The organism is Bradyrhizobium sp. 149 (genome assembly GCF_023073915.1).
In the GTDB taxonomy this organism is placed as follows: Bacteria; Pseudomonadota; Alphaproteobacteria; order Rhizobiales; family Xanthobacteraceae; genus Bradyrhizobium.
Window position 1 is genome coordinate 518,419 of record NZ_JADPKK010000019.1, and the last position, 20,133, is coordinate 538,551.

Here is a 20,133-nt window from a genome sequence, read left to right on the forward strand (position 1 = left end):
CCCTTACAGGAACTTGACGAGCGAGAGCTGCGAGAGGTTCGAGGTCACCTGGTAGGACGCCTGGAGCGCGTTCTGGAGCGCAAGGATTTGGCTCGCGACCTGGTCCGGCGGGGCCGATTCCGCCTGGTCGATGATGGTCTGGAGCTGCGCCTTGGCCTGGGTCTGGCGCGAGCTTGCGTCCTTCATCGTGTTCTGGGACATCGCGAGGTCGGTCTGGATGTCCTCGATGCGCTGCTGGCCGGCCTGCTTGGTCAGCGCCTGCGTCACCCGCAGGCTGAGCGCGGCGACCTGCCCGCCCGAATATTGTCCGGCCGGCGAGGTCGCGAACGTCCCGAACACGGCGACCGCCTGCAACTCCTTGCGTATCGCGTCCTCGTTGGCCTGCGCCCCGTACTGCACCGTGACGGAATCGTCGACCCGCGCCATCGCGGTGGAGCGCGGCGAGCCCGGCCCGTCATTGCCCTGGTACCATTTCACGGTGGTGGCCGAGCCGTTGACCAGCGTCGTCGCCGAGCTTGCGGGCGACGAGCCGACGCGCAGCGGCGGTTGGGTGGCGGTCACGGGGGTGGAAGCGAAACCAAGCGAACCCAGCGCTCCCGTATTCGAGGTCGTGATGCTCAGGTTCGCCGCATCGTCGGTGTTGATCGTGATCGAGCCGCCATGGACCGTCGAGGGCTTCGAGGTCCCCGTGATCTGGTCGATCTTGCTCATCAGGGCTTGGATGCTGTCGCCGACGTTGAGCTGGTTGCCGGTCGCGCCCGAACTGACGAACGAGAGCGTGGTGCCGTTGACGGTAATGGTGTCGCCGGCGACGAAGCCCGGTGAAATCGAGTCCGAGGGGCTCGCGCCGGACAACGCCGTCGCGCCGGTCACGGGCGCCGGCGCCGCCGCCTGATTGTTGACAGGCGTGCCGATCGCAGAACTCGCGGTGTTGAAGAAGTTGTCGCCGGCAGTCACCGCGGATGCCGCCACGAGCGCAGTGTTGGCGAGCTTCGTGATCGCGGTGTTCAGCACGGTGTTGAGACTGGTCTGGGTGTTGGCTGGGTTCACCGGAATGCTTGCATCGATTGCAAAGCTGCCGACGGGCGTCGGCGTGGCGGTGGACGCCGTCAGGTCGATCTGCTCGGTCGAGCCGTCGGGCAGCGTGAACCTCACGCTGAGCTTGTCGCCATTGTTCGGATTGGTGCCGTTGAGATTCACCGAGAATGACACCGGTGAGCCGCTCGGGCCGGTGACCGTCGCGCCCGTCAGCGTCGAGGAGACCGCCGCGATCTTGAGTCCGAACGGCGATCCGGCAACGTCCTCGGACACCTGCACAGCGCCCGACGGCAATGACGTCTGCACCAGCCGCCCTGTGCCGGCGCCGAGATCGGCGGCCTGACGCTCGGCCAGGACGGTCTTGAAGCCCGCCTGTGTCGTGGTGCCGTTGATGATGTCGCCGGCATCCGCGACCGGCTGCGTGTTGACGGCGGTTCCGGAGAACAGATAGCGGTTGCCCGCCTGCGTGTTGAGCACGCCGACCATCGAGCCGAACTGGGCGGCGGCGGTGTTCTGCGCGACCGTCTGGCCGTTGACGTTGAGATCCTGCGCGGTGTTGGCTGAGCCCGTCTGCACCGTGTTGCGGATCGTGGTCAGCGCCTGCAGCGCGGTGTTGGCGAGGTTGATGCTGACGTTGACGTTGGTGATCGTGTCGGTATAGGCGGCGATGTTGGACAGCTGTGCGCGCCCGGCGATCGCGAAGCCCTCGTTGGTCCCCATCCCGGAATAGTTCTGCGACAGCTTGCCGGTCGAGAGCTGCGTCGACAGGTCGGTAAGCTGCGTGTTGATGTTGCGGATCTGCGAACCGAGAACCGACGAAGAGTAGTTGATGCTGCTGATCGACATGTTTCAGAGCCCTGTTACTTGTTACACTTGAGCCTGGAGCAACGTATTCATCATGCTCTGCACCACCGACATGACATGAGCGTTGGCGGCATAGGCATTCTGGAGCTGGATCAGGTTCGACATCTCCGAGTCCAGATTGACGCTGGAGGTCGAGTTGAACTTGGCCTGCAGCGTCGAGACCACGACACTCTGGCCCTGCTGGAGCTGGGTCGCCTGGGTCGCGGCGTTGCCCTGAACGCTCAGGAACTGCTGGAGATAGTTCGAGACGCTGCCGGTGAAGGGCTGGCTCGCCGAGCCGAGGCCGCTCTGCGGCGAAAAGGAGAACACCGCCGAGGTAAGTTGCGAATAGAGATAGTCCGAGCGCGTGGTGTCGCCCGCGGGCGTGATCGGTGAGGTGTTGTAGACCGACAGCCTGGTCGGGTCGGCGGTCAGCTGCCTGTTCACGGCGATGCGCCCGGCAAGGCCGGTCATCTGCGAACCGGATGCCGTGATCGCGCCGGTGTAGAGCGCCTGCCCGCCGTCGGTGAACAGCGGCAGTTGCGGATTGCCCGAGGTCAGCGACGAGATCGTCTTGGTGATAGAGGACGAATTGACCTTGGCAAGGCCGCTGTTGTCGTCGGTCACCCGCAACGTGGTGGCGGTCGCCGGCGACGGGGCAGCGGCGAACGACAGATGCGAGCCGGAAAGCGCGGTGTTGAGTGCCGAGGCGATCGCGCCCATTCCGCCGGAGAAGTTCACCCCGATCTGCATCGGATTGGCGTTGGCGGCGTTCTGGAGCGGCAGCGCCGCCGGATCGGTCACGTTGACCAGCGTGACCTGGCGCTTCGTGTTGGTGGTCGTGTCGGTGTAGGTGATGTTGACGCTGTTGCCCGGCGCTGCCCCGGCAAGGTCGAGATCGAAGCCGGCCGGCGGGCCGGAGACCGTGCTGCCGGCCGTGGTCTTGTCCGACAACGCGCTCGACATCGTCGCGGCGAGCTGATCGATCTGGTTCTGCGCCTGCACCAGCGTCTGGTCGCGCAGCTTGAGATCGGCCGCGATCTGGCCCGAAGACACCACGTTGTTGGCGACGACGTCGAGCTGCGAGCCGTTCGGCAGCTTGATGTTCAGCGCGCCCACGCCGGACTTGGAGGGATCAATGTTGTAGAGCGAGGTCGCCGACAGCGCACCGGCAGACGCGAAGGTGAATTGCGAGGCGAGCCCGGCGCCGACCAGCTGGATGCCGGTGGTGGTGTAGATGTTGGCCTGGTTCGAGCCGTCGGTGGTGACGCGGACGTCGACATATTTCGACAGCGTGTTGATGGCCTGGTCGCGCTGGTCCATCAGCGTCGCAGCCGAAGGGTCGTGTTCCGACAGGCCCTGGAGCCTGGAATTGATGTCGGCGACCTGCTGCATCGCCGCGTTGGCGGCCAGCGCCGAGGTGCCGAGATCCTGCTCGACATTGGAGCGCAGCGACTGGATGCCCTTGGTGGTGAGATTGAGCTGCTGCGCCAGCGTCTGCGCCGCGCCCAGAGCGACCGTTTGCGCCGACGACGAGCCCGCGCTGGTCGACAGCGCCTGCAATGCCGTGGTGAAATTGTTCAGCGCGGTTTCGAGCGTGCCGCTGTTGCCGGGCGTGCCATAGACATTCTGAAGCTGCTTCAGGATGTTGGCCATCTGGTCGGCGTAGCCGCTGCCGCCGGTCTCGGTGCGCAGCTGGTTCTGCACATAGGTGTCGAGCTCGCGGCTGACGCCGGTCGTCATCACCGTCGAGCCGAAGTCGCCGGTGGTGACCTCGATCTGGTTCGGCGTCTGGACGACGTAACCCGGCGTCTGCGAGTTGGCGACGTTCGAGGAGACGATCGAGAGCGCCGCCTGGTTGGCACGCAGACCGCTCATCGCGCTGGCGAGGGCTGAACTCAAACCCATGTTGACTTGCCGCCTTTGGTTACGTCACGCGCCGATCAGCGCAACACGTTCAGGAGGTCCTGCACCATCGAATTCGCCGTCGTGATCACCTTGGTGTTGGCCGAGTAGGCCTGCTGGGTCACGATCAGCTTGGTGAATTCGTCGGCGATGTCGGTGTTCGAGCCTTCCAGAGACGAGCCGCTGATGGTGCCCGAAGCGCCGTCGATCGCGGGCCCCGACTGTTCGGTCGCGGCATAAGCGCCGCCGTCGATGGCCTTGAGGTAATTGGTGCCGTTGAAGTGCGACAACGACACCTGTGCGAGGTCGAGGTTCTGGCCGTTGGAGAAGGTTCCGACCACGAGGCCGTTGTTGTTGACCGCGACGGAGCGCAGCTGGCCCGCGGCATAGCCGTTCTGCGTGATGGTGTTGATGGTCACCGCGCCGCTGGTGCTGGCATATTGCGTCAGCCCGCCCGAGGAAATGTTGAACGAGACCGAGCCGAGCGTCTGCCCGCTGACGCTGACGTTGTTGATGGTGATGCCCGAGCCGCTCGGCGAAGTCAGCGAGCCGTCGGAGGCAAAGGTGAAGGCCTGACCGGTGTTGACCCAGCCGACCGCCGTACCGGTCGCATTCGGGTCGGTCTGGTAGAACATGTTCCAGGTATCGGCATGGCCCGCGCCCAGCGAGGCACTGTCGGTCTTGGCCCATCGCAACTGCAGGTTCACCGGCGTGCCGGCGGCGTTGTAGGCGGTCACCGCGCCACCGCTGATCGATTCCTTGGTGAAGGTCGCCACGTCGTTGCCGACCACGCCGCCGGTGCCGGCGGTGCCGCCGCCATCGCGGTTTTTGGTGATGGTCGACGTGAAGCCGAGCGCGGCAAAGGCCGCACTGTTGGAGCTGGCTACCGACAAATTGGACACGGTGCCGGTGTTCAGCGTGATCACGCCGCCGGTGCTGACCGCAGACCCTGACGCACCGGAGAGAGCGTCGATCTTGCCGAGCAAGGTCGTGATATTGTCGGTGATGTTGATCTGGTTCGCGCCTGATGCACCCGACGCCATGAATGTCAGCGTCTGTCCGTCGACCGTGATGGTGTCGCCGGCCGCAAAGCCCGACGAGATCACCTCTGCGCCGCCGGCCGACGCCGCGCCGCTCAGCACGGTGGCGCCCGAGATCGCGGGCGAGGACAGCACGTTGCCGCCGCGCGTCACGCTGCTGATGCCGAGCGCAGTGGCTGCTGTGCCGCTGTTGACCGCCACGTCGGTGCCGGTACCGCTCGAGATCTGGATATTGCCGCTGGCGGAGAGCGAGGCCGTGACGCCGGCGCCGCCGGCGGTCTGGATCGCGTTCAGGATGCTGGCCACCGTGGCCGTCGTGCCTGCGCCGAGACCGATCGTGGTGTTGCTGCCGACCGTCGCGACGGTGGTGCTGCCGTCGAAAGTGATCGTGTTGCCGTTGATGGTCAGCGTCTGGCCGCTGAGCGCGGTCAGAATGCTGGAGGCGAGATGCGTGCCCACGGTGTTGTCGAGCGACGTGGTGCCCGATGCCACTGCGGACGAATTGTTCTGGAGCGCGACCGTGCCGGTCCCCGTGGTCGACGAGTAGGCCGAACGAATGTTGCCCGTGGCGGCTGCACCGGAAACCGTCGCATTGGTATAGGGCGCGGGCGGCGTGCCCACGGGCAGCGGGTTGGCCGAGAAGTCGGACGGATTGAGGCCGCCAGCCGCTAGCAGCGTGCCGGACGCCGCCGTCGTGCTCGCCACCGTGTTCGGCTGGGTCGGCAGGTTCGCCGCGTACTGGATCGAGGTGGTCGCCTGCGCCGGGATGAAGTTGTTCTGGAATTTCAGGACCGTCGCAACGTTGCCTTGCGGGTTGCCGGTCTTCGGATCGACCGTGACACCCATCAGATAGTAGCCGGCGCCGTTGACCAGATTGCCGTTGGCATTGAGCTGGAAGTCGCCACGCCTCGTGTAATAGGTGACGCCGCTGAACACCGGCACGTTGTCGACGATGCCGGTTGCCTTCTGGATCGAGAAGAAGCCGTCGCCGGTGATCGCCATGTTGGTGGCGACGGTGGAGCCCGAGATCGTCCCCTGCGTGGTGATGGTGGCCTTGGCGTTGGCCGTCACGCCGCCGGCGACCTGCTTGCTTGGGACCGAGGAGTCCGGAATGAGATCGACGAAGCTGGTCCCGATGCCCTTGTAACCGGTGGTGGATGAGTTCGCGATGTTGCCGGAAATGTTCTGCAGCGCGTAGGACTGCGCCTGCAGGCCACCCACCGAGGTGTTCATTGCATCGAAGATACCCATAACTTTGTCTCCAGATCCGATCTCGGCGGCCGGTCGACCATGGCCGCAGTCGGAGGAGACTGTCGCAAGGGCTATGCCAATGCTGGTTTTCTTACGAAATCAATGACTTAAATAGGAATGCCCCGGTCGTATGACCGGGGCACAATTGCCGGGCCGGCAACAATTGCCGGATCAAACTTCACGTCGCCGACGCCGCCGCGGGGTGGAAGACCAGCCCAAAACCATCGATGCAGTAGCGCAATCCGGTGGGCTTCGGACCGTCGTCGAAGACGTGGCCGAGATGGCCGCCGCAGCGCCGGCAATGCACCTCGGTGCGGAGCATGCCGTAGGTCCGGTCCTCAGTCTTGCCGACATTGCCCTCGATCGGCTGGTAGAAGCTCGGCCAGCCCGTGCCGCTCTCGAATTTGGTGTCGGAGGCGAACAGCGGCAGGTCGCAGCCGGCGCAGGCGAAGATGCCCTTGCGATGCTCCTTGAGCAACGGGCTGGAGCCCGGCCGCTCGGTGCCTTCCTTGCGCAGGATCTCATATTGCTGCGGCGTGAGCTGGGCACGCCATTCGGCGTCGGTCTTCTCGATCTCGAATTTTTGCGCGGCCTTCTCTCCGGCCTCCGCGGGCGATGCTCTGAGCCAGCGGAAGGCCGCAAGGCCGAACAGGCCGGCGACAGTCGTCAACAGGATGCGGCGATCAAACATCTCATTCTCCGTGCGGGAGCGTCCACGCCCTGAGATACGGGCTCTAACGGCCGACGTTACACTTCCGGGCGGGATTTTTCTCGGGTCCGTTGCGAGACGCTGTCGTCGCGCGAGGCCGGTTCCACCGCCTCGGCCGAAGGTTTGGGCGGCTGGGCCAGCCGCGGCCTGACGCCGGACGGCGGACGACGCGGACCGGTGCCGGCGGCCCGGTTGGCTTCGGCGAGGCGTGCCTCCCGTTCCCGGTCCTTGATCCTCGCCCGTTCGCGATAGCGGGCGAGCGAACCTGCGGCAGCGGAACTCGCCCTGCCCCAGATCCCGACCAGTTGGCCCGCGACGCGTCCGGTCGCGCCGCCTGCCCAGACCAGCTCGAACGGCGAGAACAGCCGCCAGCGCTCGTCGCCCCACAGGATGCTGCGCGCGATCATCTGCCCGGCCAGGGCCGAGGTGTTCATGCCCTGGCGGCCGAACCCGCTTGCCACCCACAGGCCTTTGCGCAACTGGCCGATCTGCGGCATGCCGTGCACGGTCTGGCCGGTGGCGCCGCCGAAGGTTTCGGTGATTTCGATATTGCCGAGCTGGGGGAAGATAGTCCTGGCCCGCCGCCTGACGGCACCCGCAAAGCGCTGCGGCCGCGCCGCCCAGGTGGTCTCCGGGCTCTCCCACATCAGGCGGTCGCCGTCGACGATCCGGAAATGATCGACGCCGTCGGAATCCATTACCGATCCCTTGAAGGCGATGATCTCGTGCACGCGCTCGCCGAGCGGCGCGGTGATGCCGGCATAGCGCCAGACCGGCAGCAGCGTTTCAGACAGGCGCCGCAACGGCGCGCCGAGATGGATGTTGCCGGCGAGCACGATGTGGGTGGCGCGCAGCCGCGCCGAGGGCGTGACGATGCGCTTGCGGATGCCGGAATGATCGATGCTGACGACCGGCGTATCCTCGAAGATGCGTGCCCCCGCCCGCCGCGCCAGCGCCGCGAGGCCGTGCACATATTTGCGGCCATCGACCTGGAACGCCCGGGGATAATACACGCCGTGGAAGTAATGATCGGTCTTGAGCACCTCGCGAACGCGATCGGCCTGCCAGCCCTCGACCTCGGTGTCGAAATCCTCGGTGAGCATCTGCAACCGGCTGATCAGCCGGTCGCCGGCATCGACGTTGGAGACCTCCAGCACGCCGTCGCTTGGGCCGATCCCCGGCATGTTCGCTTCCGTGGCGTTGGCCCGGACGAACTCGGCCCCCTCCTTCGACAGCGTCCACAATTCCCGCGCGTCCTCGAAGCCGACGCGCTCGATCAGGTCGGTGAGCGGCAGGGCGAAGCCCGGCATCACGGTGCCGAGCTGGTTGCCCGAGGCGTTCCAGCCGATATGGCGGCCCTCGAGCACCGCGACGCTGGCCCCGAGCCGGGCCGCCTCCAGCGCGATGGAGAGTCCGGCCAGCCCTGCCCCGATGACGCAAATGTCCGCATCGAAGTCGAACGACAGCCGCGTGCGGTCGCGAAAGCCGGCTTCTTCCTGGGACACGCTTGTGAAAGTCTCGCTCATGACGTTTCTTAAAGGACTGAGCGGCCGCTTGTCACCTTGTCCTCGACCGGCGCCTGTAGATTATCGTTTTAGATTACCCTGGACGCGAAATGATTCGAGAATGCCATGCGCCGTTTACTGCTGCTGCGTCACGCCAAGACCGAGACCGACGCGCCGAGCGGCCGTGACCAGGATCGCCATCTCGACGACCGCGGCCAACGGGATGCCGCGCAGCTCGGTGACTGGATCGCCGCCCATCCGCCCTTCCCCGAGACCGTGCTGGTGTCGCATGCCGTCCGGGCCCGACAGACCTGGGACATCGCCTGGGAGGCGATGAAGGACCGAGTCGCGGCGCCGCAGGTCGAGATCCTGCCGGAACTCTACGGCGCCGATCCTGCGCAGATCCTGGAGACCATTCGCACTGCAACCGTCCCGGCCGACCCGAAGCAGCTGCTGCTCATCGGCCACAATCCGGGCATGCATGAGGTCGCCTTGATGCTGATGGGCGGCGGCGATCCGGCAAGCGCCAAGGCGATCGCCGACAATCTGCCCACCGCAGGGCTTGCGATCTTCGATTTTGACGTCAAGGATTGGGGCGACGTGGCCTACCGCCGCGGCAAACTGGTGCAGTTCGTCAGCCCCAGGTTGCTTCGATTGGAATGAGACGCGGGGGCGCGCGTCTCGACCGGTCGATCCAGCCTGGTCACAAGACTTCCTGACCGGAAGATTTGGAGGCGCAGATGTTCAAGTCCATCCTCGTGCCCATCGACCTCGCCGACACCGATCTGGCCAAGCCGGCGATCGCGACCGCGGCAACACTGTCGCATACCTGGAGCGGCGTGGTGCGCCTGCTCAACGTGCTGCCGATGACGCCGGTGATGCTGGCCGAATACGTGCCGGCCGATTTCGACGAACAGCAGCGTCAGACCTCGGAAGAAGCCCTCGCCATCGTCGCACGCGAATCCGGCATCGAGGCTTCCCGCATCTCCAGCGTGGTGCGCCAGGGTGGCATCTACCACGAAATCCTGGAGGAAGCCGTGCACATGAAGGCCGATCTGATCGTGATGACCTCGCACCGGCCGGCAATGCGCACCTATTTCCTCGGCTCCAATGCCGGGCATGTCGTGCGCTACGCCAAATGCTCCGTGCTGGTGGTCAGGCACTGAGCGGTGCTCCGTCGTTGCGAGCGCAGCGAAGCAATCCAGAGTCTTTCCGCGGTGGCGGTCTGGATTGCTTCGCTGCGCTCGCAATGACGATGTTGAGGCATCGCGCGCCTATCACTCCGGGCTACCAGATCTTGCGTTGCCTGACGGGCAAAACACCCGAGCGCTGGGTCAACGCGCCGGGCCAGAAATATTCCACTTTACCGAAATTCGGAAACGACGTATGTGTCGCGGCAACCCGGCCCAAGGAAGAGGGGCGTATCGCGATCGTCACGAACGCGGGCCGGACGGCGGTGGACGCTGATAACATCGGCGCGAATGGTTTCGCAGGGCGGAGAGCCGTGAGCGAAGGCGTCGCGCGCACGACCGGTGCGATCGGCGTACGGCGAAATCGTGTGGTCCTGGCGCCCGGGGTCTGTGCGCCAAGTGTTGCGGTGATGTGGCGGTCCAACCGGACTGCAGGCATCAGCTATCCGCAAGGCGACGGGGGCAATAGTGCATCGCTCCCCGGGGAGAGCACGACATAAGTCGTAAAACCACTGCGCAGGGAAGGCCGGTCGTTTTGGCTTCACCTGTATGCCGCTGTGCAGATTTTTTGACTGCAACTTCGCACAGTGGACCGCGGGTGCCAGCCGGCGCCCGGTCTTCCCTGCGCCTTCTTTCAATTTCGAGGGCGAGACGACCAAGCAAAGCTCGGGCGAACACGCCGCGAGAGGGCGAAGGTGTGTCTGCGCTCGATAGAGAAATTGAGAGAACGACGCCAGTGCCTCAAACACCGTCATTGCGAGCGCAGCGAAGCAATCCAGACTGCCGCCTCGGAAAGATTCTGGATTGCTTCGCTGCGCTCGCAATGACGATGCGGAGGCATTGTACGTCACGCGAGTGATCATCATGCCTGGCCTGGCCAGGCATGATGATCTTCGAAGCGTCCTACAGATACCGCGTCAGCTCTGATTTGGCCTGACCGTAGACGGCGTCCTCGATCTGGCTGCGCGTGATCCCGATGTCGCGCAGGGCGCGGTCGTCGAGCTCGTTCAGCGTCTTGACGGCGGAGCGGCGCTCGAGACGGTCGAACAGCGCATAGGCGCCATTGGCCAGCTTGCGGAAAAATCCGTCCGACGAGGATGAGTGTAAACTCCGCCCGGCGGTCTGCGAGATCGTGTTCATTGTCCTTCTCCGGCCTGTTGTCCACGCGGCGAAAGGGATGCCGTTGGCGCAAGCGCCCGAGCGCCTGCACCTGATCTGCCATCGGATTGCTCTCGCTCTCCTCGGCTCAATCGTGGACCTTGATGGAACCTAAATGCTCCAGTACACTACTCGGAGCAAGTGAAACATTGCTCTCGGTGCAATAATGTCCAAGTTCGAATACGTGAAGCTTGCCGATGCCATTGCTCTCGATATCTCTAACGGCACGTTAAGACCCGGCGACCGGCTGCCGCCGCAGCGCAATTTTGCCTATGACCGTGGCATCGCGGTCTCGACCGCGAGCCGGGTATACACGGAATTGCTCCGCCGTGGCCTCGTCGTCGGCGAGGTCGGCCGCGGCACCTTCATCTCCGGCGACATCAGGCGCGAGGTCGAGGCGCTGAGCGAGCCGCGCGACGCGCGGATCGACTTCGAGGTCAATTACCCGCTGCTGCCGCAGCAATGGGCGATGATCGCCAAGAGCCTTGCGGGGCTCGAGCGCGTCGATGCGCTCGAATCCGCGCTGCGCGTCTCCAGCAGCACTGGCACCAAGAGCGCGCGCAATGCCGCCGCCGCCTATCTCGCGCGCAAGGATTTCGCGCCGCAGGCCGAGCAGATCGTCTTCACCGCCAACGGCAAGCAGTCGCTGGCGGCCGCGCTCGCAGCGCTCGTTCCCACCGGCGGCCGCTGCGGCGTCGAGGCGCTGACCTATCCTTACGTCAAGAGCATCGCCGCGCGGCTCGGCGTGACGCTGGTCCCGATTCCGATGGACGAATTTGGCGCGCGCCCCGACGCCATCCAGAAGGCCCATCGCGAAGCGCATCTGTCGGCGCTGTATCTCCAGCCGATCATCCAGAACCCGCTCGGCGTCACCATGAACGCGACGCGGCGTGCCGACATCATGCGCGTTGCCGAGAAGCTCGATCTCACCATCATCGAGGACGCCGTCTACGGCTTCCTGGCCGACGACACCCCGCTGGCCGCGCTCGGACCCGACCGCTGCATCGTGATCGACAGCCTGTCCAAAAAGGTCGCGCCGGGGATCGCACTCGGCATCCTCGTCGCGCCGCCGCGATTGCGCGAGGGCGTGATGACCGCGGTCCGCACCGGCGGCTGGCTCGCCTCCGGCCACGCGCTCGCATCCGGGCAGCGGCTGATGGCAGACGGCACCGTCGCCGAGCTGACGCGGCTGAAACGCATCGACGCCGCGCGCCGCCAGCAGACCGCGGCAAGGCTGCTCGCCGGCTACCAGCTCGCCGCCGATCCCCGCTCCTATCATCTCTGGCTCACGCTGCCGGCACACTGGCGCTCGCAGACCTTCGTCGCCGCCGCAGCCCGGCGCGGCATCGCGCTGACGCCGTCCTCGACCTTCGCGATCGCCCATGGCCATGCCCCGAACGCGGTGCGGCTCGCGCTCGCCCCACCCTCGTTCGAGCAGCTCGATTCCGGCCTGCGCACGATCGTGTCGCTGCTCGGCACCAAGGAAGAGGATTTCGACTCGACGGAGTAGCGATCCGTCTAGGGCAGCAAGGCCTTGGGCCATTCCGCGATGAAGCCCTTCGCCTTGTAAGGCTCGATCTTGTCCCATTCGTGCAGCACGCGGCGGCGAAATTCGGGGTCGGTGTGCCAGAGCGCGCGCGGCGTCGCAAAGCTGTCGACCGTGAGCAGCATCTTCTCAACCTCCGGCCAGTGCCGGTGCAGCGTCATCGGATAACGCCGCGCGGTCCAGGTGTTGCCGAGGCAGATCACGCTGCGGATATTCTGCAGCCCGAGCGCCGCGTCAATGATCGGCAACGACAGGATCACGTTCTCGCCGGTGTTCAAGGCACGATGTTCCTCGAGGATCCGGTCAGCCGGAATGCCCGCCGCGGCCATCGCCGCCTTGATGATCGTGCATTCGGATTGCTCCGAGCCCGCGGTCACGCCGCCGCTGACAATCGACCAGCGGAAGTAGCCCCGGCGCCACAGTTTCGCGGCGGTGTCGACGCGTTGCGCGACGTCCTCTCGGGTGCCGAACATGAACAAGAGGTCCGCCGGCTGCAGCGGCGTATCGATCAGATGCGTGCGGTTGATCTCGGAGATCTCATCCCCAGTCGGCAGACGCCTGCTGCGATCCATGATTGACATGGCGGCACGATGCGACACCGGCGCAAAGGCGCGAAGTCACGTTTGATTGCGGCCCATTGCAGCTAGGGCAGCAAAGCCATTTAGGGCAGCAAAGCGTTTGGCACGCGATCGAAGCTGTAGCTCCGCGGCTGGTTACGACGCACGAAGCCGCCGATCTGCCAGGCGAACAGCGCGGCAAAGCCGATGATGAACAGCGCGCCGGCGAATTCGCCGATCACGAGCGCGCGGATCAGGAGCCCCGTCATCGCCACTGCGAACGCCGCGAGCAGAGCCAGGATCACCGCATAGGTCCTGCGGCCAAGGCCCGTGGACAATTCGGCGCGGCTGCCGGCCTGCGCCATCCGCGCGTGCAACGCGACGATGAAATTGCGAAAGCCATTGTCCTGCGGCGCCATCAGAGCTGCGGTCTGCCAGCTCGTCGACAGGATCGCGATACGGCCGCCACCGGTATGGCTGACATCGGCGCGAAAGCGGTGCTGCTGCATCGAGACGGGGCGGAACGACAGCCGGATTGCACTGATCTCGTCATAACGCCAGAGCGAGGTGCGGCCGCCGATGTGCCAGGACAGTCCCTCCTCCGTCAGCTCGAAGCGATGCGCCGAGCCGATCAGCGACGCCTTGTAGGCATAGCTCGCACCCGCAGCGGCCTCAGCGCTCGAATCCTGCACCTTCACAATGAATCCAATCCGGGCGATCCAGTCTGCGATCCGCTTGCGCGAGCGCCCTGCCCCATCCTACAAGCGAGACATGGCTGAGACGATTTTTTTTCCGCGCCGCCTGATTCTCGGCGCCGCCGTGATCTCCGGCGTGCTGCTCGCGCTCGCCGTGCACATGCTGGGTGCACGCTACGGGCTCGACCTCGGCGGCCTCTGGCACTCCGATACGCATGAATTTATACCGGCGGGCGCGGCGATCGCCTGGTGGCTAATCGCCACCGTCGGCTTCTCAGGCGGCTATTTCACGGCGACATTGATGCAGAGCGCCGTCTCGGGCCAGATCCCGCAACGGATGCGGCAGTTCCTGATCGCGGTCGGCGTGCTGCTGCTGGCGGGTGCGGGCCAGGTGGCCTCGGCGCCGAGCCCGGTCCCGACGGTCTCGGGCGTGCTGGCCGGGATTGCCGCGCTGGGCCTCGGTGCCGTGATGGCGTTCTGCGGCGCGCATTTCGCGCTGCGCCGCGGCTAGCCTCAGGCGGTCGCGCGCAGCTGTGGACCGTCCAGCATGATCGCGACATCGGAAGCGGGCCGCGGCTTGCTGAACAGATAGCCCTGCGCCTGGGTGCAGCCCTCGCGCCGGAGCAGCTCGAGTTGCGCGTCGTTCTCGACGCCTTCTGCCGTGGTGACGATGCCGAGGCTCCGGCCCAGCCCGGTCACGGCGCGGATGATCGCCATGGAATCCTCCCGCGTCGCCAGCTCGGACACGAAGGAGCGATCGATCTTGATCTTGTCGAAGGGGAAGCTGCGCAAGTAACTCAGCGACGAATAGCCGGTGCCGAAATCGTCGAGCGAGATGCGCACGCCCATGGCGCGCAGCTCGTGCAGGGTGGTCAGCGTCGCCTCGGTGTTCTGGAGCAGCACGGATTCGGTGATCTCGAGCTCGAGGCGGCGCGCGTCGAGTCCCGAAGCGGCCAGCGCCTCGGTCACGGATGCGATCAGGGTCGGATTCTTGAATTGCACCGGCGACAGGTTGACAGCGACGTCGACATCGTCGGGCCAGGTGGCCGCGTCGGTGCAGGCGGAACGCAGCACGAACTCGCCGAGCTGGATGATCAGTCCGGTTTCCTCGGCCAGCGGAATGAAGTTGAGTGGTGCAATCAGGCCGCGCTGCGGATGGTTCCAGCGTAGCAGCGCCTCGAAGGCGACGACGCGACCGCTGGCGACGTCGCGGATCGGCTGATAGTACGGCTCGAACTCGTCGCGTTGCAGCGCCGCACGCAGATCCATCTCCAGCAGGCGCCGCGCCTGCGCGCGCGCGTCCATACCGGTCTCGAAGAACCGATAGGTGCCGCGGCCGTCCGCCTTGGCGCGGTACAGCGCGAGGTCTGCGTTCTTCAACAGCTCGTCCGGATTGCTGCCGTCCTGCGGCGACAGCGAGATGCCGATCGAGACGCCGATGACGATCTGATGGTCGTCGATCTCGTAAGGCGCCGAGATCACCTCGACGAGGCGGCCGGCAAGCGATCTTGCCGCGGTCTCCTCCGACCGTCCGATCTGGACCACGGCGAACTCGTCGCCACCGAGCCGCGCCACGGTGTCGCTCTCGCTGACGGTGGCCTTCAGCCTGCGGCCGACCTCCTTGAGCAGCGCATCGCCGATGGGATGGCCAAGCGAGTCGTTGATGTCCTTGAAGTGATCGAGATCGAGACAAAGCACCGCGAGCTGGTCGCCCGATCTGGTCCGGCGCAGTCCCTGCACGAGCTGTTCGTGGAACAGCACGCGGTTTGGCAGGCTGGTCAGCGCGTCATGGCGGGCCATGTGCGAGATCTTGGCCTGGGCGTCCAGCCATTCGGTGATGTCCTCGAAGGTGGCGACCCAGCCGCCGCCCTGCATCGGCTGGTTGACGACCCGGATGGAGCGGCCGAACCTTGTCACGACGTCGGTCGTGGTACGGCTCTCGCGCGCGTCGCCGACGAGGCGGGCGAAGAATTCACCCGCATCGCCCTGCCACTGGCCCTTGGCCTGCTCCTCCCGCAGCACGTCGACCAGCAGGCGACCGGTGAGCAGGGTTTCGGTACGGCCGAACATCGCCGCATAGCGCTCGTTGAACAGGATGATCTTGCCGTCCGCATCGAACATGCACAGCCCCTGCGACATGTTCTCGAGCGCCGTGTCCAGCACGATCTGCTGGCGGCCCAGTTCGCCCTTGGCGCGGCGGTCGAGCAGCGCCGCCACGAGCGCAATCGCGATGATCGCGACCGCGGCACCCGCGGTGAGGAAGGACAACGAGGCCGGCGGGATCGACAGCCCGCTGATCGCGAGCGTCGGGTCCGGCGTCAGCAGCACCGCGCCCATTGCGGTGAAATGATGTGCGACGATGGCGAGCGTCAGCAGGCCGGTGGCACTCAGCGCATGTGAGCGGTCGTCGCGTCGCGCCGCAACGAACAAGGCGAGCGCCGCAAAGACGATGCCGAACAGGACCGAGGCGACGACCGTGCCTTCGACCCAGCTCACGCGCGCGGGAATCTCCAGTGCCGCCATGCCGGTGTAATGCATCGCCGCGACGCCGCCGCCGACGATGGCACCGCCGAGGACGACCCACGGTGTCCGCGAGGACGATACCGCGATGCTCAGTCCCACGAAGGTGACTGAGATCGCGAAGATCAACGACAGGATCGTCACTGGAATGTTATAGGCACCACCGTTGCCCGGCCCGTAGGCCAGCATCGCGATGAAATGCGTCGCCCAGATGCCGCATCCGCTGACGACGGCATCCAGGGCGATCCAGACCAGACGCGCAGGGCCCTGCGTCGCGCGCGCCCGGTGAAACAAGCTGATCGCCGTCCCGCTCGCGAGCAGGCACACCGCGCCACCAAGCGCGACGAGCCGCCAGTCGTGCTCGCCGGTGAGACAGTAGAGAACTTGATACATTGCGGGCCCCTATCGACCGCATTTGGACCGACAGAGATGGACAGTCAGTAAGCGGTTCCGCGCCTGCTTCGGTGATGGTTAACGGGAGATGTGGTCATTCCCTCGGATTGTTCATCCGCGCGCCGGTGCGCCGAGGCCGATCACGGCGGCGGCGAGCAGCAGCACGGCCGCGGACACGGCCAGGGACAGATGCAGGCCCGTCATGAACGCCCCCTCCGAGGCCACCAGCGAGCCGAACAGCGCGACGCCGAGGACGCTGCCGGTTTGCCGCGTCGCGTTCAGCACGCCCGCCGCGATGCCCGAGCGCGCCTTCTCGACGCTGCCCAGCAAGGTCGAGGTCAGCGGCGGCACCAGCAGTCCAAGTCCGCCGCTGATGGCGATCATCTGCGCAAAGATCGCCCAATAGCCGGTGCCGGCTTCGATCCAGAGCAGGCCGAGGCAACCGATCGCCGAGACGCAGGCGCCGACCATGATGGTCCGGCACGGGCCGATACGCTCGGCGAGGCGCGGCGCCAGCAGGTTGACCGGCAGCACCACCCCCATCATCGGCACGAAGGCGAGACCGGTCCACCATGCCGACAGCCCGTTGATCCTCTGGAAATACAGGCTGAGCACGAAGATCAGGCCGTAGATCGCGATGTTGACGAGCAGGCCGACGAGCGAAGTCAGCGCGAACAGCCGGTGGCCGAACAGCGACAGTGGCAGCATCGGCTGCGCCGCGCGGCTCTCGCGCCAGACGAAGAGCACGGCGAGAATTGCGGCTGCGACGAAGGCTGCGATCACGGCTGGATGTTCCCAGCCAAGCGCGCCACCTTCGATGATCGCGCCGGCGAGGGCTCCCAGCGCACCGATCGCGGCAAGCTGGCCGGGCAGATCGATCTCGCGGGAGCGCGCCCGCGTGGTTTCGCTGGCGTAACGCCAGCTCAGCCACAGCCCAAGGAGCCCGACCGGCAGATTGACCAGGAAGATCGCGCGCCAGCCGACCAGCGTGATCAGCGCCCCGCCGACGAAGGGGCCGGCCGTGAGCGCGAGGCTCGCACCGGCGGCCCAGATCGCAACGGCGCGGCCGCGCTCGCGGTCGTCCGGATAGGCATGATTGAGCAACGCAAGAGAGTTCGGCACCAGGATCGCCGCCGCCAGCCCCTGGACCAGCCGCGCTGCGATCAGCACGGCCGCATTGGGCGACAGCGCGCAGGCGAGCGAGGCCGTGGTGAAGATGGCGAACCCCGCCATGAAGACGCGCTTGGCCCCGACCCGGTCACCGAGCGCGCCGGCCGTCAGGATGAAGGCGGCAAACGCAATGGTGTAGGCGTTGACCACCCATTGCAGCTCGGCGACGCCGCCGCCGAGCGTCCTGCCCATCGCATCGAGCGCGGTGTTGACGATGGTGACGTCGAGCTGCACCACCCCATAGCCAAGGCTCATCGCGGCAAGCGTGAGGGAGGTTGCAAGGCGCGAGCCGGCATGCGGCGGGCCGGCTGCGAAGGCTTCGTATTTGACGGTGCTTACTCGCATGCTGCCATCTCGGTTGCAGCCCCATGCGAACCATACGCTTCCAGCCCCCCGCCATGTTTCGACTATGACCGAATGATGGATGCGTCAAATGCCAGCGTCGCGCGGAAGACCGCGCGACGCTTTATCCCGGCTACGCCCGGCCCTAGCTGGCGGCGCGCAGGTTCACCTTGCTCTCGGCGATCGTGGTCAGCTTCTTGTCGGTGACCTTCTCCTCCTCGAGCGTCTTGGCGAGCACGCTGGCGCAGTCGTTGCGGCCGAGTTGCTTGGCCCAGGCGATCAGGCTGCCGTAGCGGACGATCTCGTAATGCTCCGCAGCCTGTGCCGCGTTGATCAGCGCGGCGTCGAGCACCGCCTTGTCGGCGACTTCGCCGGCGGTCTCGTCAGCTTCCTCGATGATGCCGTCGATCGCAGGGCAATCGACCGCCTTCACCTGCGCACCGTGCATCTTGAACACTTCCTCGAGGCGCTTGACGTGCTCCCTGGTTTCTTCGAGGTGCGTCAAAAAGCCCTGCTTCAGCTGCGGGTCGGTCGCCTTATCTGCCATTTTCGGCAGCGCCTTGGTGAGCTGCTGCTCGGCGTAATAGATGTCCTGGAGCTGATGCACGAACAGGTCGTTCATGGTTTTGATGTCTTTTGTGAACAGTCCCATCGGTCCGATCCTCTCTGGTTTTGGGAACACGGAGGCGTCGGCTTGCAGGAGAAGCCGCATATTCCGCCATGTTCGATTGCTGATGGGGCCTAACAAGGACGCGGCATCGACGTTCCAAAAAAGCGCACCGTGCTTTGCGCTGGAACAATGCCGAAGGCGCCCAGATCTGAGTTTTGTCCAGCAGAGGAACGCGTGATCCGGCCGGGCCCACGACTCATATGCTTAACGCGCGCCCGATGTGAACCGCGTATGACAAAGTGGCTGGTGCGAGGCAGAACCTATTGTTGTCAAGGGCTGCACAAGTCACTGTTTTTGCCTTAAATGAGCTACATCATGCCTAGCGATCGAAGCCCACATCGGGCACTGATCGCATCCGACCGGCCAATGTCTGGCATGGTCGGTCTTGCCCCCCGCCGGGAGGATGAATGCACGGACTGCTGACCGCGCTGAAACGCGGCTTCACGAGATGGATCGGCTGGCGACGGCTCGGCATTGCCGCGAGCGTCTTCATCATCGCCTTCGCGATCACCACGCTGGTGCGGACCCTCAAGGGCATCGATACCGGGGTCATCCTGACCGCGTTGACCGAGATTCCCCGCGGCAATATCGGGCTGGCGGCGATCTGCGTATGCTTCGCGTTCTGTACGCTGACCTTCTACGACTTTTTTGCGCTGCGAACGATCGGCAAGAAGCACGTGCCCTATCGCATCGCGGCGCTCTCCAGCTTCACGTCCTATTCGATCGGCCACAATATCGGCGCCACCGTCTTCACCGGCGGTGCGATCCGCTTCCGGATCTATTCGGATTACGGGCTGAACGCGATCGACGTCGCAAAAATCTGCTTCCTGTCGGGCCTGACCTTCTGGCTCGGTAACATCTTCGTGCTCTCGATCGGCATGGCGATCCACCCGGCTGCCGCCTCCTCCATGGATCAGCTGCCGTCGTCGATCAACCGGCTGATTGCGTTCGGCGGCCTCGCCTCGATCGGCGCCTATCTGGTCTGGCTCTGCATGGGCGAAAAGCGCCGCGAGCTCGGCCAGAAGGGCTGGAAGGTGGTGCTGCCGTCGGCGCCGCTGACGCTGGTGCAGATCCTGATCGGCGTCATCGATCTCGGTTTCTGCGCGCTGGCGATGTACCTTCTGGTGCCGGCCAATCCGCAGATCGACTTCCTGTCGCTCTCCGTGGTGTTCATTCTGGCGACATTGCTCGGCTTCGCCAGCCACGCCCCTGGCTCGCTCGGCGTGTTCGACGCCGCCATGCTGGTGGCGCTGCCCGAATTCGGCCGCGAGCAGCTTCTGGCGACGCTCCTCGTCTTCCGCATCCTCTATTTCGTGATTCCGTTCGGTCTAGCCATCTCCATCATGGGCGCACGCGAGCTCTGGATGAATGTGGTGGAGCCCTGGCAGGAGCGCCGACGGCTGGCGGAGGCCTGCGCGCAGGCCAACCTGCCCAAGCAGGTGGCAACGATGGAGCGCGAGCGGTCGCTGCGGCAGGCCAGCAAACGCTGAGCATGATCCGGAAAAGTGCGAAGCGGTTTTCCGAATAGATCATGCTCCAACAATAGTCCGCTAGACGGCGGCCCGCAAAACCGTCAGACCCATGTTGCAGGCGGAGAGCAG

General features: G+C 65.4%; 16 protein-coding genes. 5 read left to right on the plus strand and 11 right to left on the minus strand.

From position 1 onward, the window contains the following. Positions 1 to 3 precede the first annotated feature (3 nt). The 5 genes from IVA88_RS14290 to IVA88_RS14310 form a co-directional block, all read right to left on the minus strand. Positions 4 to 1,884, minus strand: a complete 1,881-nt coding sequence (locus IVA88_RS14290; RefSeq protein WP_247497867.1) for a flagellar protein — start codon at positions 1,882 to 1,884, stop codon at positions 4 to 6. A gap of 21 nt (positions 1,885 to 1,905) precedes the next feature. Continuing rightward, positions 1,906 to 3,789 (minus strand): flagellar hook-associated protein FlgK, encoded by a 1,884-nt coding sequence (flgK, locus tag IVA88_RS14295; protein WP_247497868.1) that lies wholly within the window; start codon positions 3,787 to 3,789, stop codon positions 1,906 to 1,908. 35 nt (positions 3,790 to 3,824) lie between these two features. Next, on the minus strand, positions 3,825 to 6,077 hold the full coding sequence (locus tag IVA88_RS14300; protein ID WP_247497869.1) for a flagellar hook-basal body complex protein: 2,253 nt from the start codon (positions 6,075 to 6,077) through the stop codon (positions 3,825 to 3,827). A gap of 178 nt (positions 6,078 to 6,255) precedes the next feature. Then, positions 6,256 to 6,768, minus strand: a complete 513-nt coding sequence (gene msrB / locus IVA88_RS14305) for a peptide-methionine (R)-S-oxide reductase MsrB (protein WP_007612345.1) — start codon at positions 6,766 to 6,768, stop codon at positions 6,256 to 6,258. A gap of 56 nt (positions 6,769 to 6,824) precedes the next feature. Continuing rightward, positions 6,825 to 8,312 (minus strand): FAD-binding oxidoreductase, encoded by a 1,488-nt coding sequence (locus tag IVA88_RS14310; protein WP_247497870.1) that lies wholly within the window; start codon positions 8,310 to 8,312, stop codon positions 6,825 to 6,827. Between the two features lie 105 nt (positions 8,313 to 8,417). Here IVA88_RS14310 and IVA88_RS14315 point away from each other — a divergent pair, with 105 nt between their 5' ends. Together IVA88_RS14315 and IVA88_RS14320 are read left to right on the plus strand one after the other, a co-directional pair. After that, positions 8,418 to 8,954: a histidine phosphatase family protein gene (locus IVA88_RS14315; protein WP_247497871.1), complete on the plus strand. Its 537-nt coding sequence runs from the start codon at positions 8,418 to 8,420 to the stop codon at positions 8,952 to 8,954. A gap of 77 nt (positions 8,955 to 9,031) precedes the next feature. After that, on the plus strand, positions 9,032 to 9,457 hold the full coding sequence (locus IVA88_RS14320) for a universal stress protein (protein ID WP_247497872.1): 426 nt from the start codon (positions 9,032 to 9,034) through the stop codon (positions 9,455 to 9,457). A 927-nt stretch (positions 9,458 to 10,384) separates the two neighbouring features. On the opposite strand, the gene IVA88_RS14325 is transcribed toward IVA88_RS14320, so the two are convergent. Further along, positions 10,385 to 10,621, minus strand: a complete 237-nt coding sequence (locus tag IVA88_RS14325) for a DUF1127 domain-containing protein (protein WP_247497873.1) — start codon at positions 10,619 to 10,621, stop codon at positions 10,385 to 10,387. A 184-nt stretch (positions 10,622 to 10,805) separates the two neighbouring features. Here IVA88_RS14325 and IVA88_RS14330 point away from each other — a divergent pair, with 184 nt between their 5' ends. After that, on the plus strand, positions 10,806 to 12,149 hold the full coding sequence (locus IVA88_RS14330; RefSeq protein ID WP_247497874.1) for a PLP-dependent aminotransferase family protein: 1,344 nt from the start codon (positions 10,806 to 10,808) through the stop codon (positions 12,147 to 12,149). Between the two features lie 8 nt (positions 12,150 to 12,157). On the opposite strand, the gene IVA88_RS14335 is transcribed toward IVA88_RS14330, so the two are convergent. Both IVA88_RS14335 and IVA88_RS14340 read right to left on the minus strand, forming a co-directional pair. After that, a complete protein-coding gene (locus tag IVA88_RS14335; RefSeq protein WP_247497875.1) occupies positions 12,158 to 12,766 on the minus strand; it encodes a YdcF family protein in 609 nt (202 codons plus the stop codon). A gap of 80 nt (positions 12,767 to 12,846) precedes the next feature. Then, positions 12,847 to 13,434, minus strand: coding sequence for a hypothetical protein (locus tag IVA88_RS14340; RefSeq protein ID WP_247498019.1), 588 nt, complete (start codon positions 13,432 to 13,434; stop codon positions 12,847 to 12,849). A 79-nt stretch (positions 13,435 to 13,513) separates the two neighbouring features. Between IVA88_RS14340 and IVA88_RS14345 the strand changes: the two genes are divergently transcribed. Continuing rightward, positions 13,514 to 13,948 (plus strand): hypothetical protein, encoded by a 435-nt coding sequence (locus IVA88_RS14345; protein ID WP_247497876.1) that lies wholly within the window; start codon positions 13,514 to 13,516, stop codon positions 13,946 to 13,948. A gap of 2 nt (positions 13,949 to 13,950) precedes the next feature. Here the strand turns inward: IVA88_RS14345 and IVA88_RS14350 are convergent, their stop codons facing one another. The 3 genes from IVA88_RS14350 to IVA88_RS14360 all read right to left on the minus strand — a co-directional run bounded on the left by IVA88_RS14350 (position 13,951) and on the right by IVA88_RS14360 (position 18,514). Further along, on the minus strand, positions 13,951 to 16,350 hold the full coding sequence (locus IVA88_RS14350; protein WP_247497877.1) for an EAL domain-containing protein: 2,400 nt from the start codon (positions 16,348 to 16,350) through the stop codon (positions 13,951 to 13,953). A gap of 111 nt (positions 16,351 to 16,461) precedes the next feature. Continuing rightward, complete coding sequence (locus IVA88_RS14355) at positions 16,462 to 17,865, minus strand: MFS transporter (protein WP_247497878.1); 1,404 nt, start codon at positions 17,863 to 17,865, stop codon at positions 16,462 to 16,464. Between the two features lie 142 nt (positions 17,866 to 18,007). Then, positions 18,008 to 18,514: a ferritin-like domain-containing protein gene (locus tag IVA88_RS14360; RefSeq protein WP_247497879.1), complete on the minus strand. Its 507-nt coding sequence runs from the start codon at positions 18,512 to 18,514 to the stop codon at positions 18,008 to 18,010. A gap of 425 nt (positions 18,515 to 18,939) precedes the next feature. Here IVA88_RS14360 and IVA88_RS14365 point away from each other — a divergent pair, with 425 nt between their 5' ends. After that, a complete protein-coding gene (locus IVA88_RS14365; protein ID WP_247497880.1) occupies positions 18,940 to 20,022 on the plus strand; it encodes a YbhN family protein in 1,083 nt (360 codons plus the stop codon). The last annotated feature ends 111 nt before the right edge of the window (positions 20,023 to 20,133 follow it).